This window comes from Streptomyces sp. E11-3 (genome assembly GCF_046540415.1).
Taxonomy (GTDB): Bacteria; Actinomycetota; Actinomycetes; order Streptomycetales; family Streptomycetaceae; genus Streptomyces.
Map to the genome: position 1 here is coordinate 409,829 of NZ_JAZGRL010000003.1, position 6,129 is coordinate 415,957.

The following is a 6,129-nucleotide window of genomic DNA, read 5'->3' on the forward strand; positions in this document are numbered from 1 at the left end:
AACCGCCCTCCCACGCGCGCCTGCCAACGGCAGGATGGGCCGGGCCGCGTTGTCCTCGTGGTGGAGAAGGATCGATAATTCCGTGGCGGGGTGGCGTTGATCGAGAAGGTCGGCTGCCGCATGGGTTGCGGTCCGGGCACGGGTGTCTGCGATCTCGGCCAGGATGCGCAGGACGCGGTGCGCGTATGGCTGGTTGAGGAAGCGCTGTGCCGCGTCCGTCCCGGAGCAGATGCCCGCTGCGATGCCGATGGCCCGGTCCAGCAAGGCGGTGGCGACACCTGGGAAGCGGGAGGCGAGCGCGTTCGGCGGCTCGCTGCCACTTGACGGCGACGGGGATGCTGAGCCCGGCGACGACAACCGCCGACCGGCTCGAATGAGCGGGCTTCGTCACCCGCGGTCCGGAGGCCGTCGACCGGCGGGTCCTGGTCGCCGCCACCGAGGCTGACCGCGCCGCCGAGCGTGAGGTGTATGGCCCCCTCGGCAAGGTCGAGGTGTCAGCACCCCGACGCTACGACGAAGAGCAGCCCGTCGTCGGCGAATTGGCTGCGCAGGCGTAGCGAGGGACTCCAGAGTCAGCTGACCGCCTACGCACACCGACCTTGGACTCGCTCGTCTTAGCGGCTTGGGTGAAGTTCTTTGCTGATCCTCGGATTCGGTCTCGTCGCTGGGTCATTGCCTGGTCGACGGCTTCGCCGAGGGAGTCGGTGCTGGTCTGGGCGCGTTGTGGGTAGTCCTCGCACTTCGCCTGCCGCCAGACCAGCTCGAAGTCGTTCAACTCCGGGCTGTGTGGCGGGTAGGTAGAACAGCTCCACTCCGATCTTCGCCAGTTGACGGCGGCGGCCCTTGAACGCGTTGGCCGTGTGGGCCGAGGCGTTGTCCAGTACGACCGTGCACGGCCTGCGCCGTTCCCAGGCCGGCATGATGTGGACGCCGAGGCCGTCGGCGGCCAGGTCCAGCACGGCCGCGCCACCGCCCAGGCCCGCCAGCCGTACGCAGACGAAGTCCAGCAGCATCTCCGCGTCGATCTTCCCGCTGGTGCTCTGCCAGACCAGGTCGGCTCACTGCCGAGGATCTTCGCCCCGAGCACGTTGACCCGGCGGTTGCGGGTGTCCTCCTTCGGCACCACAGCGCGCTGCACGATCCTGGACCAGGTGTAGCCGGTGGGCATGGTGGGAGCGAACCCGGACTCGTCCAGGAAGATCAGATCACGTTCTCCCGTGGGTGCGGCCTGCCGCAAGGCCGCAAGTCCTCCAACTGGGCCCAGGCGGCCTGTTGGAGGACGGGGTCGGCTTTGTGCCGCAGGCTGTCGCGGGTGCGCTACCAGCGCAAACCCTCGCGCCGCAGCAGCTCGCCCAGCCAGTCCGAGGAGATCTCCAGCCCGCGCTCCTCACACAGCCACTCACGCAGGGCCGGGACATTCCAAGTGATCCCGGCCTGGGCGGAGTCGTCCAGCAGCTCGCCCAGCGCGGCTCGGCCCTCCGCCCCCAGCAGCCTCGCCGGCCTGCCTGGCCGCGGGGCATCGGGCAGCCCCGCGATCCCACCCTCCTCGAAGCGGTGGACAGCAGCTCGGACCGTGACCGGATGGCACTCCAGCACTCCAGCACGCCCGCGACCTCAGCAACCGACCGGCCCCGGTCGAGGAGCCGGACGCACTCGGCGCGCTGCCGCGTGTACTGGGTCAGATCGCGGCGGGCCAGCAGCGCGTGCAGGTCACGGCGTTGCCCGTCGGTCAGCACGACTCGGAGGATGTTCGGCATAGCGTCCCTCCCCAAGGACGCCTACCCAGCGCCATCAACTTCACCAGCTCCGCTTAGTCGTTCGGCTTCTCGGCGGCCAGGTGGCGGTCCAGGGCCATCGACAGTTCCGCCTCGATCACGCTCTTGGCCAGTGGGCGCAGGTGCTCCATGTCCCCGTCCGGGACATGGGTGCGGATGGTGGTGGTGAAGAGTTCGGCCAGTGCCTCGGCGTGTTCGCGTACGCGTTTGCCGGCGTCCAGGACCGCGGCGAGAGGGACGCCCTGGCGGACCAGGGCGGCGGAGACGTCCAGGAGGCGGCGGCTGATGTGGACGATCTCGTCGCCGTCGGTGGCCAGGTAGCCGAGGTCGAGTGCGGCCGCGAGGTTCTCCGGGGTGACCTCGCCCTCGAAGTAGTCGGCGAGTGCCTCGGGGGTGAGGCGGACCGGGGTCTCCTCGGTGGGTTCGCCGAGGCCCAGGACCTCGCCGACGTCCCGGCCGCTCTCGAAGGCCTCGGTCAGTTCGGCGATGGCGCTGAGGGTGTGGCCGCGCTCCAGGAGGCCCGTGATGGTGCGCAGGCGGGCCAGGTGGTGGGAGTCGTACCAGGCGATACGGCCTTCGCGGCGCGGTGGCGGCAGGAGTTTGCGCTCGCGGTAGAAGCGCAGGGTGCGCACTGTGATACCGGCCAGTTCGGCCAGTTCCTCCATGCGGTATTCGCGCTCTTCGCTCGTTTGTTCCCGTTGTCCGGCCACGAGGGAACCCTATGTTGTACCGCCGGTAACTTTCTCCCGCGCGACCCCTACCCATGAGTACGCGGCTGTTCTAGTCTCCCATTGCGCCAGTGATTACTGGCAGAGTCGTGTACGGCGGGAGGCGGCGGCATGGGCGAGCACGAGCGTGAGCATGTGCGGGTGGCGGTGATCGGGTCCGGGTTCGGCGGCCTGGGGGCCGCGGTCCGGCTGCGCCGCGAGGGGATCACCGACTTCGTGGTCCTGGAGCGGGCCGGTGCGGTGGGCGGCACCTGGCGGGACAACAGCTACCCCGGCTGTGCCTGCGACGTCCCCTCACACCTGTACTCGTTCTCCTTCGCGCCCAACCCGGACTGGCCGCGCACGTTCTCCGGTCAGCAGCACATCTGGAAGTACCTGGAGCACGTCGCCGACACCTTCGGGCTGCGGCCGCACATCCGGTTCAACTCCGAAGTGAAGCAGATGCGGTGGGACGCGGATCAGCTGCGCTGGGAGGTGGAGACCGCGAACGGCACGCTGACCGCCGACGTCATCGTCTCGGCCACCGGGCCGCTCTCCGACCCCAAGGTCCCGGACATCAAGGGGATCGACACCTTCGAGGGGAAGATCTTCCACTCGGCGCGCTGGGACCACGACTACGACCTGCGCGGCAAGCGGGTCGCCATGGTCGGCACCGGTGCGTCGGCGATCCAGATCGTGCCGGAGATCCAGCGCGAGGTAGCCCAACTGACCCTGTTCCAGCGCACCCCGCCGTGGGTGCTGCCGCGCGTCGACCGGGCGATCACCGGCCCTGAGCGCTGGCTGCACCGCCAGCTGCCGTTCACCGCGGCGGCCCGGCGCGGCATCCTGTGGGGCATCAGGGAACTCCAGGTCCAGGCGTTCACCAAGCGCCCCAACGAACTCGGCCTCATCGAGTCCCTCGCCAAGCGGAACATGCGCCGGGCCATCAAGGACCCGGCCCTCCGCGCCAAGTTGACCCCCGACTACCGCATCGGATGCAAGCGCATCCTGCTCTCCAACGCCTACTACCCGGCGCTCACCAAGCCCAACGTGGACGTCGTGGCCAGCGGACTGAGCGAGATCCGCGGCAACACCGTGGTGGCCGCGGACGGCACCGAGGCCGAGGTCGACGCGATCATCTTCGGTACGGGCTTCCACGTCACCGACATGCCGATCGCCGAGCGCGTCGTCGACGGCGACGGGCACACTCTCGCCGAGACCTGGAAGGGCGGCATGCAGTCGCTGCGCGGGGCGACCGCGCCCGGCTTCCCCAACTGGATGACCATCATCGGCCCGAACACCGGCCTCGGAAACTCCTCCATGATCCTGATGATCGAGTCCCAGCTGAACTATCTCGCGGACTACGTAAGCCAGTTGGACGTACTGGGCGGCCGGGTCGCCCTCACTCCCCGCCCCTCGGCCGTGGCCGCCTGGAACCGCCGCGTCCAGGACCGTATGGAACGCACGGTGTGGAGCTCCGGCGGCTGCAACAGCTGGTACCTGGACGAGAACGGGGTCAACACGACCCTCTGGCCGGGCACGACCACCGAGTTCCGCAACGCCACGCGGCGGGTCGACCTGGCCGAGTACGAGATCGTGCGCCCGCCGAAGGAAGCCTCAGCCAAGGACAACCCCGCGGCCAAGTCCCGCACGCGCAAGCCGCGCGACAAGAAGGTCGAGGCGGGCGCATGAGCAGACTGATGCACGTCACCTCCGGCCCGTACGAACCGCCCGTCCCCGCACGCGAGTTGACGGCCGTGTCCGCCGACGGCGCCCGGCTCTACGTACAGGTGCACGGCCCCGAGGGCGCGCCCGCCGTGCTGCTCGCGCACGGGTGGACCTGCTCCACCGCGTTCTGGGCCGCGCAGATACGGGAGTTGGCGGCCGGTCACCGGGTCATCACGTACGACCAGCGCGGGCACGGACGCAGCCCCGAGCCCGCCGGGGCCTCCGGCTACAGCACCCGCGCACTCGCCGACGACCTGGAGGCGGTGCTCGCCATGGCCCTGGAGCCCGGCGAGAAGGCGGTACTCGTCGGCCACTCGATGGGCGGCATGACGCTCATGTCGGCCTCCTCGCGCCCCAAGTTCGCCGAGCACGCGGCGGCCGTTCTCCTTTGCAGTACGGGGAGTTCGCGGCTGGTCGCCGAGTCCACGGTGCTGCCGCTGCGCGCCGGGCGCCTGCGCACACGGCTGACGCACGCGGTACTCGGCTCGCGGGCGCCGCTCGGGCCCGTGACGGCCCTGGCCAAGCGGATCCTGCGCTACGCCACGATGGGCGCGGGGGCGGCACCGGACAAGGTCGAGGCCTGTGCGCGGATCGTGCACGCGTGCCCGCGCAAGGTACGTCACGGCTGGTCGCGGGTGCTGGCCGCGCTCGATCTCGACGCGGGCATACGGGAGTTGACCGTACCCACCGCGGTCGTGGCGGGCACCGCCGACCGGCTCACGCCCGCCGTGCACGCCCGCGCGATCGTCGCGGGGCTGCCGCACTGCGTGGGGAGCGCGGAACTCGCGGGCGTCGGCCATATGACGCCGATCGAGGCCCCGGAAGTCGTCACCGAGCGGATACGCGAACTCGCGGCCACATACGTACAGATCAAGGAGGGCGCATGAGCAGGGTCAGCCTGGAGGGACAGGTCGCGGTCGTCACCGGAGCCGCGCGGGGCGTGGGGGAGCTGCTGGCCCGCAAGCTGTCGGCGCGCGGGGCGAAGGTGGCGCTGGTCGGCCTGGAGCCGGACGCGCTGAAGCAGGTCTCCGAGCGGCTGCACAGCGAGAGCGACCACTGGTACGCGGACGTCACCGACCATGTCGCGATGGCGCGGGTCGCGCAGGAGGTCAAGGAGCGCTTCGGGAAGGTGGACATCGTCGTCGCCAACGCGGGTGTCGCGAGCGGTGGTCCGTTCACGGCCTCCGACCCTGACGCGTGGCGGCGGGTCATCGAGGTCAACCTGATCGGCTCGGCGGTGACCGCGCGGGCGTTCCTTCCGGTCCTGGAAGAGAGCCGGGGCTACCTGCTCCAGATAGCCTCGCTCGCGGCGATCACTCCGGCCCCGATGATGACCGCGTACTGCGCGTCCAAGTCCGGCGTTGAGGCCTTCGCGCACAGCCTGCGGGCGGAGGTCGGCTACAAGGGGGTACGGGTCGGGGTCGGCTACCTCTCCTGGACCGACACGGACATGGTGCGCGGGGCTGACCAGGACGACGTGATGCGGGAGTTGCGGCAGCGGCTGCCGTGGCCGTCGAACCGGACGTATCCGCTGGGTCCGGCGGTGGACCGGATCGTGGCCGGGATCGAGCGGCGCTCGGCGCATGTGTATGCGCAGTGGTGGCTGCGGGGGATGCAGTCTCTGCGGGGCTACTTGCCCGGGGTTATCGCCACGGTCGGCCAGCGCGAGATGCGGCGTTTCGAGCCGCGGCTCGGGTCGGTCCGCACGGGGCTGGTCGGCGAGGGCGGCGCCGCGGACGAGCAGGCTCGGGCGGCGGGCTAGCTCCGGGGTGCGCTGTTGTTTCGTTGCGGGGCGGGGCCGCGTCGGGGTGCGTGCTCCGCACCGCGTTGCGGGGTGCGCCCGGCCCGATGTGGGGCGGACCCGCGTCGGGGTGGGTGCGCCGCGTCGGGGTGGGTGCGCCGCGTCGGGGTGGGTGCGC

7 protein-coding genes are annotated in these 6,129 nt (G+C 70.6%); 5 read left to right on the plus strand and 2 right to left on the minus strand.

What is annotated here, in order from left to right:
- Positions 1-90: 90 nt before the first annotated feature.
- Positions 91-324 (plus strand): hypothetical protein, encoded by a 234-nt coding sequence (locus tag U9R90_RS31455; protein WP_411060358.1) that lies wholly within the window; start codon positions 91-93, stop codon positions 322-324.
- Between the two features lie 599 nt (positions 325-923).
- Positions 924-1,157 carry a hypothetical protein gene (locus U9R90_RS31460; protein ID WP_411060359.1) on the plus strand — a complete coding sequence of 78 codons (234 nt, stop codon included), beginning with the start codon at positions 924-926 and terminating at the stop codon, positions 1,155-1,157.
- A gap of 160 nt (positions 1,158-1,317) precedes the next feature.
- Here U9R90_RS31460 and U9R90_RS31465 read toward each other — a convergent pair whose 3' ends face one another.
- Entirely contained in the window at positions 1,318-1,596 is a 279-nt protein-coding gene (locus tag U9R90_RS31465) for a helix-turn-helix domain-containing protein (protein ID WP_411060360.1), read from the minus strand.
- Positions 1,597-1,810: 214 nt separating this feature from the next.
- Entirely contained in the window at positions 1,811-2,440 is a 630-nt protein-coding gene (locus tag U9R90_RS31470) for a MerR family transcriptional regulator (protein ID WP_411060362.1), read from the minus strand.
- Between the two features lie 174 nt (positions 2,441-2,614).
- On the opposite strand from U9R90_RS31470, the gene U9R90_RS31475 reads away from it, so the two are divergent.
- From U9R90_RS31475 to U9R90_RS31485, 3 genes are read left to right on the plus strand one after another with little or no spacing between them, the layout of a single operon-like run.
- On the plus strand, positions 2,615-4,174 hold the full coding sequence (locus U9R90_RS31475) for a flavin-containing monooxygenase (RefSeq protein WP_411060364.1): 1,560 nt from the start codon (positions 2,615-2,617) through the stop codon (positions 4,172-4,174).
- On the plus strand, positions 4,171-5,097 hold the full coding sequence (locus tag U9R90_RS31480) for an alpha/beta fold hydrolase (protein ID WP_411060366.1): 927 nt from the start codon (positions 4,171-4,173) through the stop codon (positions 5,095-5,097). The genes U9R90_RS31475 and U9R90_RS31480 overlap by 4 nt, the downstream gene beginning before the upstream one ends.
- Positions 5,094-5,972 carry an SDR family oxidoreductase gene (locus U9R90_RS31485; RefSeq protein WP_411060367.1) on the plus strand — a complete coding sequence of 293 codons (879 nt, stop codon included), beginning with the start codon at positions 5,094-5,096 and terminating at the stop codon, positions 5,970-5,972. Before U9R90_RS31480 ends, U9R90_RS31485 begins: the two co-directional genes overlap by 4 nt.
- Positions 5,973-6,129: the final 157 nt, after the last annotated feature.

Coding starts and splice junctions, on each gene's coding strand:
- U9R90_RS31470 (WP_411060362.1), bottom strand. CDS start 2,440: ATGGAGGAACTGGCCGAACTGGCCGGTATCACAGTGCGCACCCTGCGC.
- U9R90_RS31475 (WP_411060364.1), top strand. CDS start 2,615: ATGGGCGAGCACGAGCGTGAGCATGTGCGGGTGGCGGTGATCGGGTCC.
- U9R90_RS31480 (WP_411060366.1), top strand. CDS start 4,171: ATGAGCAGACTGATGCACGTCACCTCCGGCCCGTACGAACCGCCCGTC.
- U9R90_RS31485 (WP_411060367.1), top strand. CDS start 5,094: ATGAGCAGGGTCAGCCTGGAGGGACAGGTCGCGGTCGTCACCGGAGCC.